The organism is Fibrella rubiginis (assembly GCF_017353185.1).
GTDB lineage: Bacteria > Bacteroidota > Bacteroidia > Cytophagales > Spirosomataceae > Fibrella > Fibrella rubiginis.
This window is the reverse complement of record NZ_JAFMYV010000011.1, coordinates 19,095-40,465: the sequence shown is the minus strand read 5'-3', so window position 1 is coordinate 40,465 and position 21,371 is coordinate 19,095. Positions and strand designations below refer to the sequence as shown.

At 54.2% G+C, this 21,371-nt stretch carries 15 protein-coding genes; 6 read left to right on the top strand and 9 right to left on the bottom strand.

Annotation, left to right across the window (positions count from 1 at the left end; translation table 11 throughout):
* The first annotated feature begins 188 nt into the window (after positions 1-188).
* Both htpG and J2I47_RS19780 read left to right on the top strand, forming a co-directional pair.
* Entirely contained in the window at positions 189-2,066 is a 1,878-nt protein-coding gene (htpG, locus tag J2I47_RS19785; RefSeq protein WP_207366343.1) for a molecular chaperone HtpG, read from the top strand.
* A gap of 158 nt (positions 2,067-2,224) precedes the next feature.
* Positions 2,225-3,268, top strand: coding sequence for an adenylate/guanylate cyclase domain-containing protein (locus tag J2I47_RS19780; protein ID WP_207366342.1), 1,044 nt, complete (start codon positions 2,225-2,227; stop codon positions 3,266-3,268).
* Between the two features lie 40 nt (positions 3,269-3,308).
* On the opposite strand, the gene J2I47_RS19775 is transcribed toward J2I47_RS19780, so the two are convergent.
* Genes J2I47_RS19775 through J2I47_RS19755 form a run of 5 tightly spaced genes read right to left on the bottom strand, consistent with a single transcriptional unit; the run spans position 3,309 to position 6,672 of the window.
* The gene (locus tag J2I47_RS19775; RefSeq protein WP_207366341.1) at positions 3,309-4,517 is read right to left on the bottom strand and encodes a DUF3570 domain-containing protein; all 1,209 of its coding nucleotides are present in this window, start codon (positions 4,515-4,517) and stop codon (positions 3,309-3,311) included.
* A gap of 9 nt (positions 4,518-4,526) precedes the next feature.
* Entirely contained in the window at positions 4,527-4,742 is a 216-nt protein-coding gene (locus tag J2I47_RS19770; protein WP_207366340.1) for a DUF4266 domain-containing protein, read from the bottom strand.
* A 21-nt stretch (positions 4,743-4,763) separates the two neighbouring features.
* Positions 4,764-5,744: an FAD:protein FMN transferase gene (locus J2I47_RS19765; protein WP_207366339.1), complete on the bottom strand. Its 981-nt coding sequence runs from the start codon at positions 5,742-5,744 to the stop codon at positions 4,764-4,766.
* Entirely contained in the window at positions 5,710-6,153 is a 444-nt protein-coding gene (locus tag J2I47_RS19760; RefSeq protein WP_207366338.1) for a thioredoxin family protein, read from the bottom strand. The genes J2I47_RS19765 and J2I47_RS19760 overlap by 35 nt, the downstream gene beginning before the upstream one ends.
* Before the next feature lie 3 nt (positions 6,154-6,156).
* Positions 6,157-6,672 carry a Rieske 2Fe-2S domain-containing protein gene (locus J2I47_RS19755; protein ID WP_207366337.1) on the bottom strand — a complete coding sequence of 172 codons (516 nt, stop codon included), beginning with the start codon at positions 6,670-6,672 and terminating at the stop codon, positions 6,157-6,159.
* A gap of 214 nt (positions 6,673-6,886) precedes the next feature.
* Here J2I47_RS19755 and J2I47_RS19750 point away from each other — a divergent pair, with 214 nt between their 5' ends.
* The gene (locus J2I47_RS19750; RefSeq protein ID WP_207366336.1) at positions 6,887-12,139 is read left to right on the top strand and encodes a DUF11 domain-containing protein; all 5,253 of its coding nucleotides are present in this window, start codon (positions 6,887-6,889) and stop codon (positions 12,137-12,139) included.
* Positions 12,140-12,237: 98 nt separating this feature from the next.
* Here the strand turns inward: J2I47_RS19750 and J2I47_RS19745 are convergent, their stop codons facing one another.
* The 3 genes from J2I47_RS19745 to J2I47_RS19735 form a co-directional block, all read right to left on the bottom strand.
* On the bottom strand, positions 12,238-13,470 hold the full coding sequence (locus J2I47_RS19745; RefSeq protein ID WP_207366335.1) for a BamA/TamA family outer membrane protein: 1,233 nt from the start codon (positions 13,468-13,470) through the stop codon (positions 12,238-12,240).
* 156 nt (positions 13,471-13,626) lie between these two features.
* Positions 13,627-15,021, bottom strand: a complete 1,395-nt coding sequence (locus J2I47_RS19740) for a thioredoxin family protein (RefSeq protein WP_207366334.1) — start codon at positions 15,019-15,021, stop codon at positions 13,627-13,629.
* Between the two features lie 84 nt (positions 15,022-15,105).
* Complete coding sequence (locus tag J2I47_RS19735) at positions 15,106-15,726, bottom strand: hypothetical protein (protein WP_207366333.1); 621 nt, start codon at positions 15,724-15,726, stop codon at positions 15,106-15,108.
* 176 nt (positions 15,727-15,902) lie between these two features.
* Between J2I47_RS19735 and J2I47_RS19730 the strand changes: the two genes are divergently transcribed.
* The 3 genes from J2I47_RS19730 to J2I47_RS19720 all read left to right on the top strand — a co-directional run bounded on the left by J2I47_RS19730 (position 15,903) and on the right by J2I47_RS19720 (position 18,906).
* Positions 15,903-17,783, top strand: coding sequence for an ABC transporter ATP-binding protein (locus J2I47_RS19730; protein ID WP_207366332.1), 1,881 nt, complete (start codon positions 15,903-15,905; stop codon positions 17,781-17,783).
* 111 nt (positions 17,784-17,894) lie between these two features.
* On the top strand, positions 17,895-18,461 hold the full coding sequence (locus J2I47_RS19725) for a Crp/Fnr family transcriptional regulator (protein ID WP_207366331.1): 567 nt from the start codon (positions 17,895-17,897) through the stop codon (positions 18,459-18,461).
* 82 nt (positions 18,462-18,543) lie between these two features.
* Positions 18,544-18,906 (top strand): DoxX family protein, encoded by a 363-nt coding sequence (locus J2I47_RS19720; protein ID WP_207366330.1) that lies wholly within the window; start codon positions 18,544-18,546, stop codon positions 18,904-18,906.
* Position 18,907: 1 nt separating this feature from the next.
* Here J2I47_RS19720 and J2I47_RS19715 read toward each other — a convergent pair whose 3' ends face one another.
* Positions 18,908-21,265: a T9SS type B sorting domain-containing protein gene (locus J2I47_RS19715; protein ID WP_207366329.1), complete on the bottom strand. Its 2,358-nt coding sequence runs from the start codon at positions 21,263-21,265 to the stop codon at positions 18,908-18,910.
* Positions 21,266-21,371 lie beyond the last annotated feature (106 nt).

Sequence of the window (21,371 nt, the reverse complement as noted above, 5' to 3'; positions counted from 1 at the left end):
GCGAAACGACTTATATACGATTTTCCGTAGATCAGCGATTGGTAGTACGCATGAACCGATAAACCATTTTTTTCTGTCAATCTGACAGAGTCGTTCTGGTGTGGAACACCTTTTGGAGGCCCATGAACAGACATTAAGGAGCAAAGTCCAATTGCTCATTCACTCAATTGCTAATTCACTGATTAGATATGGAATCCGTACAAAACGAAAAAGGAGAGTCAACGCTAAGCGAATCTACGCGGGGCGAGTCCACGCGGGGACAGATTTCGATTCATACCGAGAATATCTTCCCGATCATTAAGAAATTTCTGTATTCCGACCACGAAATTTTTCTGCGTGAGTTGGTTAGTAATGCTGTTGATGCCAGCCAGAAACTGCAGAAACTGGCTTCATACGGTGAATACGGCGAAGAAATTGGTGAGCTTAAGATCACCGTGGCCCTCGACGAAGAGGCTAAAACGATCACCATCAGTGACCGGGGCATTGGCATGACCGCCGACGAGGTGAAGAAGTATATCAACCAAATTGCCTTTTCGGGAGCGACCGAGTTTATTGAAAAGTATAAAGACAAAGCCACCGGAGAAGAAACCAACATTATCGGCCATTTTGGCTTGGGGTTCTATTCGGCGTTTATGGTGGCTGAGAATGTCGAGATTATTACCAAATCATACCGCGAGGGTTCGCAGGCGGTACGGTGGGTGTGTGACGGGTCAACGGAATATGAACTGAGCGACGTTGACAAAGCTGAGCGTGGCACCGACATCATCCTGCACATTGCGCCCGATTCAGAAGAGTTTCTGGACAAAGGACGCATTCGGGGCATCCTGGAAAAATATGGCCGGTTTCTGCCTGTACCCGTTGAATTTGATGGGTCAGTCATTAATGATGCCACGCCGATCTGGACCAAAGCGCCCGCCGATCTGACGGACGAGGACTACCGGACGTTCTACCGGGAGTTGTACCCGATGAGTGAGGAACCGCTGTTCTGGATTCACCTCAACGTCGATTACCCCTTCAACCTCACGGGTGTGCTGTATTTCCCGAAACTGGCCAACGACAAGTTCCAGATGAAGCGGGAGAAAATTCAGCTCTACAGTCGGCAGGTATTCATCACCGACGAGGTGAAAGACGTGGTGCCCGATTTTCTGATGATGCTTCACGGCGTGATCGACTCGCCCGATATTCCGCTTAACGTGTCGCGGTCATTTTTGCAGGCTGATAGCAACGTGAAGAAAATCAACGGCTACATTACCCGCAAGGTGGCCGACAAGCTGAACGAGCTATTCCAGAGCGACCGCGCTGGTTTCGAGCAGAAATTCGACGACATCGGGCTGTTTATCAAGTACGGAGCCATCAGCGACGAGAAGTTTTACGAGAAAGCCAAAGACTTTGCGTTGGTGAAGAATACCGACGGTAAATATTTCACGATCAATGAATACCGCGAGCATGTTCAGGCCAATCAGACCGACAAAAACGAGCAGGTAGTGCTTCTTTACACTACCGACCGCAACCAGCAGGATGCCTACATCGACTCGGCCAAACGCCGGGGTTACGATGTGCTGTTGATGGACACTGTCATTGACCCGCACTTCATCAACGCGCTGGAATACAAGCTCGAAAAGACCACTTTCAAACGTGTGGACGCCGATACCCTCGACAAACTCATCGACGCGGGCATCAGCAGCGAAAGTGTACTCTCGGACGATGATAAAGCCAGGCTGAAAGAAGTGTTCGAGCAAACGCTGAATGACAAATCACTGAGTGTCAGTGTAGAATCGTTGCCTGCCGACGAACTGCCCGTGTCGATCACGATGCCGGAGTTTATGCGGCGTATGAAAGACATGTCGGCGCTGAGTGGCGAGGCCAATATGTTTGGCAATATGCCCGGCGGCTACAACGTGGCTGTCAACGCCAACCACCCGCTGGCGCAGAAGGTGCTTTCGCTGGACGGCGAGGCACAACAGAAGCTGGCCAAACAGCTTTATGATCTGGCCCTGCTGGCGCAAAACCGCCTCACCGGCCCCAGCCTCACGGCCTTTGTAAAGCGTACGGTAGAGGGGTTGTAAGAAAAGGAAGAACGGAGGAAGGGGAGAAAGGAATTGCCGACGCAGGTGGATACCGGTGTTCAACCGCTGGACCTGCCAGCAATTCCTTTCCTCCTTTCTCCCCTTCCTCCGTTCTTCCTTTTCTCATTACCTTTATCTACGAAAAGCACACCTCTTGCATGAAAGCAAAAATCCTTGTCGTAGATGACGAGCCGGACCTTGAGCTGCTGATCAAGCAGAAGTTTCGGAAACAGATTCGCGAACAGAAATACGAGTTCTCGTTTGCTCACAACGGTGTCGAAGCCCTCGCCGTGCTCCAGCAGGAACCCGATATCGACGTGGTTTTGGCCGACATCAACATGCCAGAAATGGACGGGCTGACCCTGCTGGTGAAAATGGCCGACCTAAACCCGCTGCTGAAAGCCGTGATGGTGTCGGCTTATGGCGATATGGAAAACATCCGTATGGCCATGAACAGGGGCGCTTATGATTTTGTCTGTAAGCCGGTCAATTTCGAGGATCTGGAGTTGACCATGCTCAAGACTATTCAGCATGTGCATGACCTGCGGCAAACGGTGCAGGCGGTGAAGGAAAACAACATCCTGCGCATGTATGTAGACGAGAGCGTACTGAAGTTCATGACCAAGTCGGGCTTTGAGCAGTCGCTGACGGCCTCCGAAACCACCACAGCCACCATCCTTTTCGTTGATATCTGCGGGTTTACGGCTATTGCCGAACGTGAAACCCCCGCTACGGTCGTAGGCCTGATTAACAAATACTTCGACGTGATGGTGAAAGAGATCATTGGGCAGGGTGGCTACGTCGACAAGTTCATGGGCGATGCCGTGATGGCCGTTTTCCAGGGTGAATACCACCTCGACAAGGCCATTGAAACGAGCCTCGCCATCCGGACCCAGATTCAAAGCATCAAAGAAGAATTATCGGGCAAACCCTACCAGCCCGAAGTGTCTATTGGCCTGCACAGCGGCGAAGTGGTGTCGGGAAATATTGGCTCGGTCACCCTGCGCCGCCTCGACTACACGGTTATCGGCGACGTGGTAAACACGGCCTCGCGGCTGCAATCAACGGCTCAGGGCGGGCAGATTCTGATCACCGAAGCCTGCTATGACATTGTGAAAGAATCCTTCCAGTGCGAGAGCGTAGGCGAACATAAGCTAAAAAACAAAAAAGCCCCTGCCAAGCTCTGGAACGTGATGGCATAAGGTTTGGCCCCTTCGCGCTGGGTAACGCCGGGGCCAAACCTTATTTCACTTTTACCAGTAGCGTGAGGCTGTTGGCCACCATGCCGGTGCTACGTACATAGTGGCCGTAGCGTAGCTCAAGGGCGTTCCAGGCGCGGATGCCAAACACACCACCGGGCGGGGCCATGCGAATGCCCGACCCCACAAAATGCGTGGTGATGTTGCCAATGTCGTAGTCGCTGGTGTGGTATACCAGCGTTGGGTCGTGCTGACCATAGGGCCGGAAAAACGACACGGCCGTTTGGGTATGAAACCGGTAGAACGGACTCACCGACAAAAATGGCGTCAATTTCACCGGCACTTCCAGGTTGGCGGTATGTGCTTTCATGCCCCAGTCGTCGACGTAGAACCGGTAGAATGAGCGAACAATAATGCGGTCGCCGTAGAAGTAGTTGGCTCGCAGGCCAACAGGCAGTTTCAGGCGCGTACCCGGCAGGCGTTCAACCCGTTCCGAGCCGTCGGTGAAGTAGATGCGGTGGAAAGGCGTGCTAAGTAACCCCTGCTGCAACGACGGCTCCAGGATCACCAGCAACTGCAGTCGTTTGTTCACTACCTGCGACAGTGACAGGGCCAGATTAAACGAGTTCCGCGGTTTGTAATCGACACCCACACGGTCATTTTCGGCCCCGGACCCGTAGTTCGCCGGGCGCAGTTCAGACGGTAATATGGCCTTCCAGGTATCGAAAAAGGCACTTCCACGAACGCTTATCTCCCGGTTATTGTCGGCCGATGTTTTCGCAATCTGCGCCGTGAACCCGTGCGACCGGTAGTCATATTCCCGCGAATAGGAATAGCCAATACTCTTCGAGATTCGGGTGCTAGGGTCGGTTACGCGCCAGGTGAGAGACGGATAAAAGTGAATGTCGCTCTTCGAGGCCGACGAGATGGTCAGCGGGTCAATCTTGTCGGATGATGCCGACGTGTAGTAATCAATATTGGCGTCGATACTGAAGGTGTGCAGCCGGTTGAACCGGTCGGTTTTGCTCAGCACCAGATCAAACGAGTTGGCGTAGTTGGTTAGTTTCTCGGTACCGATACCACCCGTCACCGCTGAGTTGTTGCCTTCCTGGTGGTAATAGTTCGACACAAAATTGATCTCTTCGACCTTTAGCTGCCGGGCTTCGTAGCCGGTTTCGGTGGCGGGTTGGGTCTGTGCCCGGCTGACTAAGCCAGCCAGCAGCAGGGCCACGGTGAGGGTAAATTTCTTCATCGCGCCGGCCTAGTTACACCCGCAGCCACCACTGCTTTTGCCGCCATTAGCCCCCGACGGACCTTCGCGGTAGAGATAGAAACCCGTCTCGAATTTCTCGGCTTTTCGCGCCGACAGCTCCATCTCCGAATCGTTGATCCGGCTTTTCTGGTACTCTTTTACCGTTACGCAGGAAGCAAGGCTCAGGCAGAGGAGAGCGGCTGAAACGATATGCTTAATAGTCATAGATGGTTAGTAATCAATACGTTAAATCAAATTTAGATTTTTCGATGTGAACAGCCGGTCGTGTTCATCTACGATCACGCAGCCAATATGGGGCAGTTGGTCAATCAGGTGCAGGCCCACGCGGGCACCCATAACCATCACGGGCGTGGCCAGGGCATCGGCGAGTTCGGCGTTGGGAGCCAGGATCGTTACACTCTTCAGACCCGAAATAGGGTAGCCCGTGCGCGGGTCGATGGTGTGGGCGTAGCGTTTGCCGCCAATGACCACAAACTTTTCATAGTTACCTGATGTGGCAACGGCGAGATTGCTGATACGCAAGTGCGAAAAGGCACGCGTAGCCGTATGACTGGTAGCGGGCGTGGGGTCGGCAATGCCGATGGTCCAGGGTTGGCCGTTGGGCTGCTGTCCCCAGGCTGTGAGGTCGCCCGCCGCGTTAACTACGCCATTGTCTACACCTTGCTGTTGCATAATGGCTTTGGCCCGTTCGGCGGCATATCCTTTACCGATTCCACCAAAACCAAGGCGCATACCCGTTTCGGTCAGAAACACGCTGCTGTCGGTGGGGTTGAGGCGCACGTTTCGGTAGTTGATAAGCCGCACCAGTTGCCGGGCCGTCTGGGCATCGGGCAGGGCGGTCAACTGGCTGTCGAAGTTCCAGAGCCGCTTGTCGATGCCGCCGTAAGTAATGTCGAACGCCCCCTGTGTGAGGGCCGACAGCCGTAGCGACCGCTCGATGAGTGCATACACTTCGGCGCTGACTACCACCGGGCCTATGCCGGCCCGCGCGTTGATACGGGCCGTTTCGCTGCCCTCATCAAACGTGGTTAGCAGGCGCTCAATCCGGCTTATTTCGGCTACGGCAGCGTCGATACGGGCTTCGGCCCAGGCGCTGTCACTGGTTGTTACTACGCTGATTTCAAAGCGGTTACCCATCAGTCGAAGTACGCGTCGGTGCAGCGTGGGTGCGTCAGTGAGCGGCGGAACGGGCAATGTCGAGGTCATCGCGCAGGGTTTGCAGGGTGAGCGAAGCCGGGTATCCGGTCCAGGTTTTCAGTACCTTTCCCTGGGCGGTGAGCAGTACCGTAAAAGGAAATTTGCCTTCGGGATTATAGCGTTCGGCCAGGCTCTCATTATGCGCCGTTTGGCGGGCGTCGAGCTGGTTTTTGGCGGCTCGTGGAAAGTCAGCCCGTACCAGTACCAGCTTATCGGTAGCATATTGCAGGAAAGCCTCGGAGTCCAGAATTTCTTTCTTCAGCTTAATGCACGGCCCGCACCAGTCTGAGCCGGAAAAATTGAGCATAATAAGCTTATGGGCCGTGGTAGCCTCGGTTTTGGCCTGCTCGAAATTAGTTAGCCAGGCGGGTGAACCTGTTGACAAATACAGACACACGGCAAGAAGGAGCGCTTTCATAGGTTAGTACACGACAAGGGTTTTACCGTCGGAAATGGTTTTATAGGCAGCGATACCCCGGCTACCGAGACTGTTTTTTCCCGTCCCGTTAAGGTTAAACCGTGCGCCATGGGCGGTGCAGTAGAACTCGTTGACGTTGAACGTCACCTGTTTTTTGGGCTCATGACTGCAGGTCTGCGTTACGGCGGCATACACTCCCGCCGACACCTGCGCTACCACAATGCTGTTTTTAACCAGGTACCCGCCCACAGACCGCAACGCCGCCGATGCCGTGGCGGTGAGGTCAATAGTGAGCAGCGGATTTTTGATGCCCAGTATATCGGCAGTGGTACCGGTGCTGCTGGCGGGTGGGGTAGTTACAACGGTGGTGGTCGATGTGGGGCCGCCGCTGGTAGTGCCGTCTTTGGCCAGTGTAAGTGCGTCTACGTAAGTATCTTCCGGCTTCACGCACGAGGCCATAACGGCCATCAGTGCTGCCCCCCGGAAACCCATTGCTTTCAGAAACGTATAGCGATTCATTAGTATCGCGGATTAGCGTGATTAACTCTATCAATACTACGCACAAAAGCTGCCTGGCGTTGCTACGACTGATGAAAACACTGCTTAGCCTAGTGAAACAGTATTTTATATCCGTATTTTTAATAGTGTTGGTTGTATATACTTGGTTGTTTATCTCCTAATAAGACGGTAGCTTGTAACCCGAATTTTATTCCTAAGACCGTAGCTGTTGCCTATGCGCTTTTCTACTTCCTCATGGCTGTTTGTCAGCCTGTTTGCCTGTTTATCTGCGTCTGCCTCTGCTCAGACTGAACCCACCTCCAGCACTTTCATTGATCCCCGCGACACCCTCCGTCGGCAATTGGACGATGAAAAACGTCGCACCATGGACCCGCTACTGGGTACCGTACCTTACGAACGGCTGGCCGCTGCTCGTGAAAAAATTCTCAAAGACCGCAGACAGGGCATCACCTCTCAGAGCGGTATTCCCAACGTCACCTGGCAGGAGCGCGGACCGAATAACTTTGCCGGACGTAGTAGAACGGCTCTTTTCGACCTAAGTGATGGTGCCCGCAAGCGCGTGTGGGTGGGGACACTGACAAGCGGTCTCTGGCAAACCAACGACATCACCGATGCCAATGCTGTCTGGACGCCCCAGAGTGATAACTGGGAAAACACGGTGGTTACAGCTATCGCCGCTGACCCATCTAATCCGCAAATCGTTTATGTGGCTACGGGAGACTATTATACTAGCAAAGCGGGCGGAGGGATCTGGAAAACAACCACTGGTGGAGCTAGCTGGACACGGCTGAGCAGTACTATTCCTGTTTCTACGGGCAGTTATCCATCGCTGGGCCGAGCGTTTACCTTCATACAACGCATGGTAGTGAACAGCAGCGGGCAGGTATTCGCGGCTACGCAGTATGGCGTAGTGCGGTCGGTAGATGGTGGTAGTACCTGGCAGTTTGTGCTGGAACCCAACATGGGTATCGGCTTCGGCACGTCCACGGGGCAGTATTATAATGACTTGGTCAACGACATCGAACTGGCTAGTGACGGTATACTCTACGCCAGCTTTAGCCCTAGCCGGGTGTTCAAATCAACTAGTGCGGCGGGCACTACCTGGACCGAGATAACCCCGGCCACGGGCGGCGAACGGACCGAACTGGCGGTGTCGCCTGCCACAAGCGGAGGCGGGCAGGTGCTGTATGCTGTATCAAGGGCCTATAATAATGTAAACTACAACCAGGACATCAAGTGGTTTAAGAAGAGCGTAAATGCAGGTGCTTCCTGGACCGACGTAACCATACCGGTTCCCTATTCTGATGCCCATTTCACGGCAGGGAACGGTTACACATACATGGATATTACAGCACACCCAACTGACCCTAACACAGTTTACGCTGGTGGCTATAATTTATTTCGAAGCGTTGATGGAGGCGCAGGCTGGACAAAGCTAACCGAGACAGGCAGTAACAGCACTCTCTACAACCAGACAGGGTTACAATGTACTCCCGGTGGCACTGGTTTCATTACCACGGTTGATCAGGGTATTTACTGGTCACCAGATGGTGCCGGCACAATCGCAGCAGTGCCTACCATTTTGTCGAGAACAACAGGCATCAAGGCAGGTGAGGCCTACACGGTGGCGATGAAAGGAAGTCCGGGCAGCAACTATTTCATGGCCAACGTGCAGCCACAGGGCATCATCACCATGACTGCACCAAATGGCGGAGTTGGCGTCAGTAGCGGAACCCTTTGGGGCACAGGCAGCACAAACACACCTTACATTGACACCAACGAACCAAACATCCAGATCTTCTCTGGCTACAATTCGGTCAATGTGTATAATGGCTCTTCCTATCAGCAAATTTTTACCATCAACAACAGCCCATTTACGGCTGATTACGACAGTCAGGCTAATACGCTGTATACCTACGATTATGTAAACAGCCAGCACATCATTCGTCGCACAACGGGCATTGGCACCTCACCGGTGAATACCACGATGGTATTGACGGGTGTTACCGACCAACTGACCTACCTCAAGCTGGGCACGGATCGCACGGCCCTGTTTGCTGGTAATGCTGCTGGTGTTCTGTATAAATTAACCAATCTGGCTCAAACTACACCCACCATTGTCCGGATTGATAACGGCGTGCTTGGTCAGGCAACCGTATCGTGCATCGATGTGGGGGCTACTGACAATGAACTGCTGGTGACGCTGTCGAACTACGGCGTTCAGTCGGTTTGGTACACGGCTGATGGCGGCGACTCCTGGGCGGGCAAAGATCAAACCAACTACGGCCTACCCGACGTACCCGTTCGTACGGCGCTGTTCAACCCCCAAAACCGACAACAGGTGTTGCTGGGTACAGACCTGGGTATTTGGTCAACTACCAATATTCTGGCCGGTAACCCTGGCTGGGGCGTAATGAGTGGCTCGCTGCCCTTGAATCGGGTAAACCAACTGCGCTACCGCGCCTCTGACGGACGCATCGCCGCCGCCACTGTTGGGCGGGGCATCTGGACCACCGACGCTTTTGCTATTCCTTATACCCTGCCTACGGTTACCCTCACGGGTGTTTCGACCACGTCACTTTGCGCGGGCAGCACCCTAACGGTTTCGTTCAATACTAGTGGGGCGTTTGGCGCCGGCAATCAGTTTGAGGTATGGCTTTCTGACGCTACCGGCAGTTTTGTCAATCAGAAACGAATCGGTTCTGGTAGTAGCAGCCCAGTATCGGCTGCACTGCCAGGTGGCTACAATGCACTGCCTTATGGTACAAATTATCTGCTAAAGGTGATCGCTTCAGACCCGGAGGTAGCGAGTGGTGCGAGTGCGGCGCTGAGCATCGGGAACCTGGATAATGCCACTGTCCTTGACCGAAATGGTAATTCGGGCAGTAGCCAGATATGCGTCGGTTCACAGGCAACACTTCAACTTCAGGGAAAAGATTATTACGGAAATAGCCTATCTTCTGATAGTTACCAATGGACTCGAAACGGGGTCGTTATCAGTGGTGCAGTAGCTCAAAGCTATGTTGCCACTCAATCAGGCACTTATTCTGCCAGTATTATTCAAGCTGGATGCGTTAAAAAGGCTTACGACTACACATTGACTTTAGGTAGTTCATTTTATGCTTCGATAGTCTATCCTACTGTGGAAGTACCACAATGTACTGGACAAACTATTGTGCTGAAAGCCCAGTGTTCTAGCGATAATGCATTTTATCAATGGAATAAAGATGGTACACCTATAAACGGAGCCACCGGAGTAGTTTACCCGGTTACACAGACCGGTAGATATACACTGTCAGTACAAGATGGCACCTGCTCATCGCTATCAAATCCGCTCACTTATGAGTTTGGCTCTTCCATTAATGCCACTATCCGCTACGGAAATCCAGCCGACTCACTCATTTGTGGCAACTATCTTACCAACTATGCATCAGCCAATATGTACGTTGAGGGTGGCGGTAATTATACCGCTTTGCAGTGGTACAAAGATGGTATTCCGATAAATGGGGCGACTGGTTCCAACTATTATGCGTCAGGGCCGGGCGTCTACCACACAAAAGTGCAAAAAGGAGCTTGCCAGACTATCTCCAATGCGCTGATACGGTCTGTTACCACACAGATGCCAGTCAAAATAACCTACAATGGAACAAAAACCCTGTGCCCCGGCGAGAGCCGTTATCTTTCGGCTCAGACACTATCTAATGCCGGATATCAGTGGCAAAAAGATGGTGATGACATTGTTGGTGCTATCTCATCGACCTACTCCGTGACCGCTGCGGGTACCTATTCTGTTCGGGTTGCTATAGGCAACAGTTGTACTACCTCATCAGATACGCGATCATTTTTGTACACCAATGCTATTGTCCCGAAAATAGTTAGCAGGTCGCCTGAGGCATGTAGTAGCCTATACATGTCTACTTATGAGACAAGTAGTGACTACTACGACCCACCGTCTGGTTTTACATACCAGTGGCAAAAAGATGGTGTCGATTTAGCTGGCGCGACGCAGTATTATAACCATGCCACTAGTACAGGGGTGTACACAGTTCGCCTGACAAAGGGAGCCTGTAGTGGTGTCTCTAAAGGCATCTATTACAACTATCCATCGCCACCCAAACCGGTGTTGAGCTACGTAGCCACAGACAAATGTGTCAACGGTGTTGCCAAGCTGTCAGTCATCAGCACCATCTATGGAACATACCAATGGAAACGGAATGGGGAAATTATAGCTAACCCAGCTTATTACTATGGTGACTATTATCCCAATAAGTCGGGGCGTTACACCTTTTCATTTTCCAACCCTGGATGTACATCCGTTGAGTCAGACCCGGTTGATGTGAAGATTGGGGAGCCTACGGCGGCAACCATTGTCGGTAATGCACTAGTGAATGCGGGGCAAACGGCGTACCTGCCCATCTCGTTCTCAGGGCCTGCCCCCTGGTCATTGACGCTCAGCAACGGGCAGTCGGCTACGGCTATTACGCAGAACCCGTACATGATGCCCGTGTCGCCAACAGCCACCACTACCTACTCCGTTTCGTCGGTGGTCAATGCCTGCGGAACGGGTACAACCAGCGGAAACGCCGTGGTGACGGTAGGTACTGGTAGCGCCGACGTGTCATTGGGCATGGCCGTCAACACCCGCACGCCCAGGGTAGGCGATGTGGTGAGCTATTCGCTGAACGTGGCCAACGCCGGGCCGACAGACGCGGCCGGACTGCAGCTTCAAAGCCTGTTGCCTACTGGCGTATCGTTTCTGGATGGGGTATCGCCGGGCATCACGCACAGTAATGGCGTGGTGAACGTGGCGGCAGGGTCGGTGCTGGCGGGCATGACCAGCTCATTTGTGTTCCGGGCCACCATCACTGAGCCGGGTACGTTTGCTACGGCAGCCCAGATCACCGCCTCACAAACCCCCGACCCCGACAGCCAGCCCAACTCCGGCACCGGCGATGGGCAGGACGATGCCGCGCAGGTTGATGTCCGTACCACAGATCGAAACGGACCCTATGTCATCTCGCCGAATCCTAATCAGGTACCGCTGCCTCGGCTACGGGGTAGTCAGCCACCCGTGAACCCATCGGCGGTGGAGCTTAGTCTGCAACTGGACCTCGACAAACTGGTGGCCAACGTGGCGCAGCAGGAAGTGATTACCGCCACGCTCACGGTGCGCAACCGCGGTGGTGTGCCGGCCACGGGTGTGGTGGTTCGGGTGCTGCTGCCCAATGGTGCGGCAACGCCCACGTCGGGCTGGCAGGTGATCGATACGCAGACGCTTGCTGGGTACTTCAACTCGATTCCGGCGGGTGGGTCAGCTACCTTGCAGTTGTTCTGGCGACCATCAGCAGCCGGTGATTTGAAAGCACAGGTGTTTGAGGTTACCGAACCGACCACCGGCTTTATTCCTGGCAACGGGTACGCACTGGGCGAAAAAGACGATGTGCAGACGCGCATCAGGGTTAGGTAGTATTCAACGTCTAATGTCCAAGGTCCAACGTTGCTTTGCGCATAGCTGTTTTGGGCGCGAAGCAACGTTGGACCTTGGACATTAAACGTTGAACTCTTTTAAAACACCTCGTTCAGGTTAAAATACAGTCCGCTTGAGCCGCCCGCACCAAGGCCATAGTCGATGGCCAGATTGGTGCGGGCGTTTTTATTGACCTTCACGCGGATGCCTCCACCAAAGCCCGGCCAGACCTTGACCAGACAGCCCTGAACCGACGAGTCGATGGGCAGTAGGGTGTTGCTGCCCAGCCAATTATGCACAGTTTGGGCGTTGGCAAAGAGTACCGCGCCAAACAGACCATTAGCCGTAAGCTGGGTGCGGTATTCGGCCTCGGCATAGAAGAAGGTAGGGCCGCGAAACCGCCCCAGCGTGTAGCCGCGACCGGTGTTGCCGAAACTGTCCCAGCCCGTGGCGGGCAGGTCGAGATAAGGGACTCTGCCCCCAAATGTGGCCCAATTGAAGCTCCAGAAGGCCATTTGTTTCTCCAGCCGACCACCCAGCGACACATACCGGCGGTAATCAAACCAAATGGCCTGCCAGTTGCTGCTACCACCCAGTGCTTTGGCAAAATAGCGGTACTGAACCAGCAGGTACGATCCGCCCGTAGGGTTGTTGGGATTGCCCCGCCGGTCGCGCAGCAGCCCCACCGCCACCCCCGACGACGTAGATTGGGCTGTGCGCCCGTAACGGTCAAAGTCGGTCGGCTGGCCGTCGGGTGCTACATTGGTGATGGAAAAATGGTGGTCCAGCAGGTAGCCTGCCCCAAGCATATAGTCGCGGCCAACAGCAGCGTAGATGGTTTGATAAAATCGGATGTGGTTATAATCAATTGCGCTGACGTTGGCTAGTTGGGTGTTGCTGCCGAGGCCGAAAGTGGTGGTCGGAAAATTATGAAACCGGTAGTCGCCCTGGATATTGAACCGGTGTTCCCGCGTCCAGATGTTGCTCAACGCCGACACAAACGTCTGATTATATTGAGAATAGCCCACATAGAGCTGCCCCGTCGACAGGCGGGTATGGGGTGTATGTTTCGGGTAAAAGGCAGTGGTGAGAATGCCACCCACCGCAACGCCGGTAGCGGGACTATAATTGAGCGAAGGCAAAACAGCCCATTGAGGTTTGTCGGGATGCAGCGAGTCGGCACCCGGCACTAATTTGACGTGAAACCACCGCTGACCCAAATCCGACAGGTCGAGTTGAGCCGGGCGGGTGGTATCGGGGAGCGTTTGCGCCTGTGCTCCACTACCTGCCAGCAAAAACCAGAAAAAGGTCAGACGTAGAAAATGAATCATTCGATAGAAAAGATAGTCAACTCGGTTAACTATATGCTACGCTGAATGATTCAGCTCTGTTGCAGGAATCATGTGAACGGACAAAGGGGACCGAACTGATTCGGTCCCCTTTAGTAGCATTGTGGTCTACTGTGTACGGCTTCGCGCATGGGGCCGCTATTTCTTCATGTCGGCCAGTGCCTTTTCGTAATCGGCGGTGTCTTCACCGGCGGCTTTGGCTTTGGTCAATGCGTCCTGCTCTACCACGGCAGCTTCGGCTTTGCGGCCCAGCTTGGCCAGCAGTTGCGCGTGGGTATCCAGCAGGGCCGGTTTTGGATCCAGTTCAACCATCCGTGTCGACCAGGTTAGTGCTTGCTTTAGGTCGGCAGGGTCGGTCATGTTTTGAAAATAGGCCCAGGCCAGACTATTTAATTTGCCAGATACCTGCTGCGTTTCGATAGCCTTCATCATGGTAGCATAGCGGGTGAAGTTTGGGCTGGCCTTCACTGAATCGGGTACGTTTTTGGCCTCATTCATAAACCGCTGGTAAGTGGCGGCATCTCTGGCCCGCAACGAGTCGGTCGAAATCGCCATCAATTTGGTCGCCGATACGGTGGCTAACTCACGGTATTTGGGCATGTTCTTAGTCCGCAGATAAAAATTCATCCGGCTATCGTTAGCCATCGTTTGTTGGTCGGCGGCAGAAACGGGTTTCGGCGACAAAGCGGTGCGTAGCTTCAGGGTGTTAGCAATAGCGCTCTCCAGTTCAGCCTCCGTTTTAGCCTGCCGCTCGTCGCGCCCCACGGCCTGACTTACCGCCTGCATCACCGTTTGCACTGTCTTCATCCGTGTCCTATCCATACGGATGCTCTTCACCTCATTTAGCAACGGTTCAAATGCCCGCGAATTGGCCGTAGTCAGGTTACCTGCCACGGCGTCGATGTTGGCTTGACTGGTCCATTCAACCTGTGGTACCGCAGTTAGAAAAGCTTCCAGTGCCGCCGGGTTAGGCATACCAAGTTGCGCCCGTTTAGCCAGGTATGTCCGTAGAAAATCGGCGTCGCGTTTGCCGCTTTCATACTGCCTGTCCATCACCGAGACAGGGTTAGGATCTTTGGCCGCCGCAATGGCCTTATCGGCTTCGGTGAGCATGCCCGGAATGCCACCGTAGCCAACCGCACGGTGTAGTAGTTCGCCATCACCCGATATGTAAAGTGAGGTGGGATAGGCCGTTACGGCATATTTTTTGGCCACGTCGATGCCTTCGCCTTTTTCAGCGTCGATCTGGTAGCTGATGAAGTTGGCGTTGAATTTCTCGCCCACCTTGGGATCGGGAAAGGCCTGCTTGGCCATCAGCTTGCAAGGGCCGCACCAGGTCGTGTAGATATCGACAAACACGGGCTTGTTCTGCTTTTTGGCTTCAGCCAATACCGCTGACCACGAGCCTTTGAAAAACTGGATGCCAACGGGGTCATCTACATGGCCTGGCGCCTTGGCATAGGTCATGAGCGTGGTGGTCCAAAGGGCCAGCAACAAAGCAAGCCGCAGGGGGCGAAAGAGAGAGGTTTTCATGCTGATTCGGTAAAAGGTTTATAAACTGATAAGATGCTGACTATGTAACGATTGCATAAAACTAATAATATAGTTGTTCTTATTTTATTTTTGTAGCCTGTCCAGTGTCAGCTCATAGGCGCGGGCGTCGACACCCGCACCCAGGGCCTGCGCAACAGCTTCCCGCTCCGTTTCAATAGCCTCCGCTTTGCGGCCCAGCCGGTAGAGTAACTGCGCGTGGGTATCGAGGTTCTCGGGTGAAGCTACCAATTCAACGGACCGTGCCGACCAGGTCAGAGCCTGTTTCAGATCAGCAGGATTCGTCATGTGCAGGAGCAGGTAAGCGGCCGCTAATTTGTGCAGCCATTGAGCATACTTCTGCGAATCGCGCATGTGTTTGGTGCGCTCGGCAACCAGACGGGCAGCCATAGCCTTGCCTGCTTCAGACTGGTCTTTATAATTAATGGGCTGCTGAAAATCGGCATCAATCGCCTGGCGTAGCCCCTCGGTCGAGGTCATGGCTTTGGCGCCCATCTGCAGGGCCAACTTGCGGTAGTTGACCGTGTTTTTAGTGCGCCCGTAATAACTCATGCGCTGCCCAATAGCCCGCTCTGCCGGACTGATATCGAATGCATATTGATCCGTAATCGGTTGAGCATAAGTCCCATAAGCAATAAGAATAAAAATTGGCACTAGCAGCAGCCGTTGGTAATGGAACAGGTTCATAGCGTTGATCGTCAAGAAGTCGTGTGGTCAAAAGGTCTTTTATACGCAACAATTATCCAAGTATTGACCATTAAAATAGACGAGAATGTCAGCGAAAGGAATGGCTGCTTTAAAACCCAGTATACCCAAACAGCGGGTTGAGAACCAAACGCCTATAGGACTTGTCTTTTTTATAGATGACTCCAACAACAATACGTACGCAGGGGCCGCCCAAAGGGGGGAGGGCCGCGGCGCAAAAAGAAGAACAAACCGATCAGGTCAGCTGGCGCGACCGCTTTGCCGCGCTGGGCAACCTACCCGCTTTTTTCCGGCTTGTCTGGGAAACCTCACCAGGGCTGTTTCTGGGCGACGCCCTCCTGCGACTGGTACAGGCGGCCATCCCGGCGGCCTCGCTCTACATAGGTAAACTCATTATCGATCAGGTCGTTAGCCTGACAAAAGCAGGGGGCCTAACCGACACGACGTTGCTCTGGCAACTGGTGGCGGCTGAGTTTGCCCTGGCTATCCTCTCCACAGCCATTGGACGGGCTATCTCGCTCATGGACGGTTTGCTGGGTGACAAGTTCGCCAATGCTACCTCCATCCGGTTGATGGAGCACGCCGCCGAACTGGATTTAGAACAATTCGAAGATGCCACCTTCTACGATAAGCTAGAACGTGCCCGCCGCCAAACCACAGGTCGGACGGTGCTACTAACGGGCGTTTTCGGGCAGGTGCAGCAATTGATCTCGGTAGGCTTTTTGGCGGCGGGGCTGGCGGTGTATAATCCGTGGCTGTTGCTGCTCATTGCCGTGGCCGTAACGCCCTCATTCATCGGCGACAATTACTTCAACAAAAAAAGTTACTCACTATCGAGAAGCTGGACCCCCGAACGCCGCGAACTGGATTACCTCCGCTACGTGGGTGCGAGCGATGAGACGGCCAAAGAAGTCAAAATCTTTGGCCTGTCGGGCTTTCTGGTCGACCGGTTTCGGACGTTGTCGAACGAGTATTTAGGTAAAAATCAGGCTATTGCCGTAAGCCGGGCGGGGTGGGGTACGCTGCTGACGGTGCTGGGTACGGCGGGCTATTACGGAGCCTACGTCTGGATTGTACGGCGTGCCGTGACGGGCGGTATTTCGCTGGGCGATCTGACATTTCTGGCAGGGTCGTTCCGGCAGGTGCGCGGGTCGCTGGAGGGGATTCTGTTGCAGTTCAGCAGCCTCACGCAGGAAGCCATCTATTTGCAGGATTTGTTTGATTACTTCGCCATTAAGCCGCTGATTCATTCACCCAGAACGCCGCTGCCGTTTCCGCGCCCTGTGCGGGAGGGGTTTACGTTCGAGAACGTCGGTTTCAAATACACTAACTCTGAACGGTGGGCCTTACGCGGGCTGTCGTTTACGCTGAAACCCGGCGAGAAACTAGCGCTGGTGGGTGAAAACGGGGCCGGCAAAACTACGCTGGTGAAGCTCTTGGCCCGCCTCTACGACCCCGCCGAAGGCCGCATCCTCCTCGACGGGCACGACATCCGCGACTATAGCCTCGACGACCTGCGGCGCAACATCGGCGTGATCTTCCAGGACTATATCCGTTTCAAAATGTCGGCGGGGACCAACATTGCCGTGGGCGACATCGACGAGCGAACCAACCAACCGCGTATTGAGAATTCGGCGCAGCGCAGCCTGGCCGACACGGTCATTGCCAAGCTGCCCGACGGTTATCAGCAGCAGTTGGGCAAGAGCTTCAACAAAGGCGTTGAACTGTCGGGAGGCGAATGGCAGAAAGTGGCGTTGGGTCGGGCGTATATGCGTGATGCTCAATTGATTATTCTCGATGAACCCACCGCCGCGCTCGACGCCCGCGCCGAATACGAGGTTTTTCAACGCTTCAACGCCCTCACCGAAGGTAAATCGTCGGTGATTATTTCGCACCGGTTCAGTACTGTCCGCATGGCCAACCGCATCCTGGTGTTGGAAGGCGGACGCCTGGTCGAAATTGGTTCGCACGAAGAGCTTTTGGCCCAAAACGGTCGCTATGCCGAGCTGTTTGCCCTCCAGGCGCGCGGGTATCAGTAGGTTTTTAATGAACAATGCATAATGTACAATGTACAATGGCTTTGTGCTAAAATACCTGAGCGCGAAGCCATTGTACATTGTACATTATGCATTGTTCATTAATCCTTACCCATGCAAAACCCCTTCGTTACCGCCCTTACCCAATTCTCTCTGCTGTCTGAGGTAAGTCAGCAGGATTTGGCGGCTGTGTCGCGGCGGTTGGTTTTAGAAAAAGGCCACGTGCTGGTACAGGCGGGTAAGGTCAGCGATTATATCTACTTTATTGAACAGGGGTTGTCACGTACGTACTACCTGAAAGAAGGCCGGGAAGTGACCGACTGGCTCAGCGCTGACGGCGAAATAGCTGGATCTATCGTCAGTTTCCTGAGTCGCCAACCCGATGGGCGAATCATTCATCTGCTGGAACCGTCGGTGGTGTGGGCGGTATCGTATCAGTCGCTGGAAATGCTCTATGCCCGGCACCACGACATGGAACGACTGGGGCGGTTGCTGGTGAGTCATGGCCTGTTGCAGTTGCAGCACCGGTTCGACGCCCTGCACATGGCTACTGCCCTGGAACGATACCAGGGCTTATTGGCCAATAAGCCTTCGTTGCTGCAACGGGTGCCACTGGGCATGCTGGCGTCGTACCTGGGCATGACTCCCGAAACGCTGAGCCGGATTCGGGCCCAGGTCTGACTTTTTTTGATAATTGTCAAAGGATCATAACCTGGCGGGCAGGACTTTCACGGCATAAAACAAACCGTGAAAATGACCTGCTATGAACACGATCCTCTGGTTGGTTCAGGTGTTGCTGAGCCTCCTATTTGGCTATTCGGGCGTTATGAAAGCTACCCAGTCGGCCCCGAAACTGGTAGCGATGGGACAGACTGGCGTCGAGCACCTGCCCCTGCCCCTAATCCGGTTTATTGGTCTGTCGGAACTGGCCGGGGTAGCAGGTCTGCTGCTGCCGGGCTTGTTGCATCAGTCCCCCACACTCACGCCACTGGCTGCGCTTTGTCTGGGACTGATTATGGTTCCCGCCGGTATAATTCACTATCAGCGCGGCGAGTACAAAACCATCTGGATCAACGTGATCACGCTGGCGCTGTGCCTGCTGGTGGCCTACGGGCGCTGGACCTGAGCTACCGGATCAACAACAACCGGCCCTGCATGGGCGGTATTTTGGGATCGGGTCGGATAAGGTACGTATACACACCGCCGGGTAGTTCGGTGCCGTTATGGCGCCCGTCGAATGGAGTCTGGTCGGGGCCGGTGGCATGAAAAACGGCCGTGCCCCAGCGGTTAAACACTGTCACGTCGACAGCCGGAAAGGCGGCAATATTGGTGACCTCCCACTGGTCGTTTTGTCCGTCGCCATTGGGTGTAAACGCATCCGGGGCAAAAAGGCGGCTCACTACATCGATATGGATGGAATCGGTAGCCGTACAGCGCCCGATATTCTCTACCCGAAGTGTGTAGACAATCGAACTTTGAATATTATCAATCTGAGCCACAGTAGTTTGACTATCTACCAGCGACGTTCCGGGCGACCACTGAAACCGGATGGGATCACCCGTCAACACAGGTTCCAGCGTGAGCGAATTACCCCTGAACGTAAGCAGTTCGTCGGGCAGACCGATGGTGGGAATGGGGTAGACAATGGCTGTTTGTTGAACCACCACGGCGGCGCATTCGGGGGCGGGCCGAAGGCTGTAGGTGAGCGTATGCGACCCAACTCCCGCACTGGCAGGCGAAAACACATTGGCCGACATACCCGGCCCGGCATAGGTACCACTGTCGGGGTGACCGAGCAGGGTAAAGGGGGCTGCTTTGGTGCCACAAAAGGGCGGCAGACTATCGAGGCTGGGAGAGACGGGGGCCACCGCACTGAGGGTAATGGGGGGTGCCACAGCCCGGCAACCGTTGGCGTCGGTGACGGTGAGGCTGTATATGCCTACGTCTTTGGCCGTATACTGTGCGCCGGTTTCGGCCGGAACAGGCTGCGCATTTTGTGCCCAGCGGTACAAAATACCCCCGTCGCCGGTAAGCAGCAGGGGCGTATCCGGGCATAAACGGGCGTACCCACTGGCCGTGCGCAGCTGGGCCACCACGGCGGGGGCGCGGGTAAGCAGGATAGAATCGCTTCGTACCTGACAACCCAGCGTTTGGTGCGTCAGCACAACCCGGTACAGACCCGGCTGCGTGGTCTGCAGTGAATCAGCTGTCTGCCCTGTCACAGCCTGCCCGTTACGAAGCCACTGGTACGTTACGTCGGGTGTCTCCGATACGTGCAAACTAGCCGAGCCGTCGGTGGCGCATAACTGACCGGTAGCTGTTAATGATGGCTTGGTATTCAGTGAATTAACCGTAAGACTTTGGGCGTTACCCACCTTGGCACAGGCGTTTTTGAGCGAAACCTGCACCGTGTATTCGCCCTGATCACGAACCGTAAGGCTATTGCTGGTAGCATTGGTTAGGTTAATGCCGTTGCGCTGCCATTGATAATTCCAGTTAGGGTCGGGGGTGGCCGAGAGAATGGCCGACTCGCCGGGGCAGAGCGTAGTTTTGGTGGCCGTAGCCGTTGAATTCAAAATCTGTGCGGCTGGGTTGGGCGTTTGCGCCGGTGGGCAATCGACCACCAGGAACTGAAAGTCGCGCCGTACTTCGCCTATTTTTTGGCCGTTGCGGTATTCTTCAATCAGTATGGCAAAGACAAACAGCCCCAACTGCGAGGCCGTCACCGACAGGTGGCCCGTTCGGGCGTCAATGTTGAGCGCAGGACTGCCTGGTACTGAGTTTGCAGCCGAATAGCCTGGTGCGTAGCTTACAGTAGGATAGGGGCCGGGCGCCGTGGTGCCTGTAGTGGCCACGTTGAGCGGCGTAGCCATGCTGTAGCGAAGCTCATCACCGTCGGGGTCGGTGCCACCAAACGAATAGGTAAACGGTTCGCCGAGACAGACATATTCGCCGTTGACAGGCGTGAACGTAGGCGACGAATTATTGATAAACTTACCGGTAATGTTTAGCGGCGGAAATTCGAGATAGAATGTAAAGCCAGTTTGCAGCGGATTAGTCAGGTTGTTAATGCCCCCGTTGCGATTACGGGTTTGGTAAGACAGATAATAACCCTGAGTGTCGGTGTATTGCGCGGGCGACAGCTGAAGATCGGCGGTAAACGTGACCGATATGAACTTCAGATTCCGCTGCGTGGAGCAAAAAGAGTTGGCATAGATAATAGACGACCGTTGCCCCGATTCATAGGCCGTAAAGGTGGTCATCAGCCTATTGTCGCGCTTGCGGTAAATGCCAAGCTGACCCGAATTGATGGTACCCGCCCGGGCATTATCTTCAAAATAATTCGTGACTGTCACCTTAAAATGCCCCGATACGTCGCCCACCGCCCGCATCTCCAGCTGCCCACCTGCCTGGTGGGTAGCCCACCCAGTGAGGGGTAAGAGCAGACTGACAACAAAAAACAGGCGGTATACCATTTTGGCCATATGCCTGTAAGTCAGCCTATAGATTGATTTACTTTAATGCCCGATTAAAGATAGAAAAGGATTGTATTACAGGCTATTAAGCTGCAAGACAACCCTTTTTATGCGC

What these genes read in the sequence shown, in the direction of transcription:
- htpG (WP_207366343.1), top strand. Translation starts at nt 189, where the DNA reads ATGGAATCCGTACAAAACGAAAAAGGAGAGTCAACGCTAAGCGAATCT.
- J2I47_RS19780 (WP_207366342.1), top strand. Translation starts at nt 2,225, where the DNA reads ATGAAAGCAAAAATCCTTGTCGTAGATGACGAGCCGGACCTTGAGCTG.
- J2I47_RS19775 (WP_207366341.1), bottom strand. Translation starts at nt 4,517, where the DNA reads ATGAAGAAATTTACCCTCACCGTGGCCCTGCTGCTGGCTGGCTTAGTC.
- J2I47_RS19770 (WP_207366340.1), bottom strand. Translation starts at nt 4,742, where the DNA reads ATGACTATTAAGCATATCGTTTCAGCCGCTCTCCTCTGCCTGAGCCTT.
- J2I47_RS19765 (WP_207366339.1), bottom strand. Translation starts at nt 5,744, where the DNA reads ATGACCTCGACATTGCCCGTTCCGCCGCTCACTGACGCACCCACGCTG.
- J2I47_RS19760 (WP_207366338.1), bottom strand. Translation starts at nt 6,153, where the DNA reads ATGAAAGCGCTCCTTCTTGCCGTGTGTCTGTATTTGTCAACAGGTTCA.
- J2I47_RS19755 (WP_207366337.1), bottom strand. Translation starts at nt 6,672, where the DNA reads ATGAATCGCTATACGTTTCTGAAAGCAATGGGTTTCCGGGGGGCAGCA.
- J2I47_RS19750 (WP_207366336.1), top strand. Translation starts at nt 6,887, where the DNA reads ATGCGCTTTTCTACTTCCTCATGGCTGTTTGTCAGCCTGTTTGCCTGT.
- J2I47_RS19745 (WP_207366335.1), bottom strand. Translation starts at nt 13,470, where the DNA reads ATGATTCATTTTCTACGTCTGACCTTTTTCTGGTTTTTGCTGGCAGGT.
- J2I47_RS19740 (WP_207366334.1), bottom strand. Translation starts at nt 15,021, where the DNA reads ATGAAAACCTCTCTCTTTCGCCCCCTGCGGCTTGCTTTGTTGCTGGCC.
- J2I47_RS19735 (WP_207366333.1), bottom strand. Translation starts at nt 15,726, where the DNA reads ATGAACCTGTTCCATTACCAACGGCTGCTGCTAGTGCCAATTTTTATT.
- J2I47_RS19730 (WP_207366332.1), top strand. Translation starts at nt 15,903, where the DNA reads ATGACTCCAACAACAATACGTACGCAGGGGCCGCCCAAAGGGGGGAGG.
- J2I47_RS19725 (WP_207366331.1), top strand. Translation starts at nt 17,895, where the DNA reads ATGCAAAACCCCTTCGTTACCGCCCTTACCCAATTCTCTCTGCTGTCT.
- J2I47_RS19720 (WP_207366330.1), top strand. Translation starts at nt 18,544, where the DNA reads ATGAACACGATCCTCTGGTTGGTTCAGGTGTTGCTGAGCCTCCTATTT.
- J2I47_RS19715 (WP_207366329.1), bottom strand. Translation starts at nt 21,265, where the DNA reads ATGGCCAAAATGGTATACCGCCTGTTTTTTGTTGTCAGTCTGCTCTTA.